Below are 386 nucleotides of genomic sequence, written 5' to 3'. Positions count from 1 at the left end.
TCTGCATCTGCTGCAGTGCCGCGCCGCTATCCAGCAGTTCGCGCGCCCGGGCATAGCCGGCCCCGCCGCGCAGCTTGGGATCGTATTCCAAGAGATGGGCGGCGAGCCGGAGCGACTTCTCGCGCAGATCGCGCGGCGCATCCTTGTCATTGCCGAGCACCGCCATGACGTCGTTGGCCTCCAGCACCGGCCCGATGCCGTTGCCGATCGGCTGGCTGCCGTCGGTCGTGATCACCTCGACCGTCCGGCCGAAGCGGTCGCCGACGAATTCGAACAGCTTTCGCAGCCGCATGGCCTCGACGCCGCCGGTGACCTTCGCGGTCGGCCCGACCGGAATGTCGATCAGCAGATGGGTCGAGCCTGCCGCGATCTTCTTGGACATGATG

General features: G+C 67.4%; 1 pseudogene. It reads right to left on the bottom strand.

The features are described from left to right. Positions 1–386 (bottom strand): annotated as a pseudogene (locus tag I6F38_RS43620) (thymidine phosphorylase); the annotation flags it as partial.

Source organism: Bradyrhizobium sp. BRP56 (assembly GCF_020194035.1).
Lineage (GTDB): Bacteria > Pseudomonadota > Alphaproteobacteria > Rhizobiales > Xanthobacteraceae > Bradyrhizobium > Bradyrhizobium australafricanum.
The sequence above is the reverse complement of the archived record's forward strand: the minus strand, read 5'-3'. Positions and strand labels throughout refer to the sequence as shown.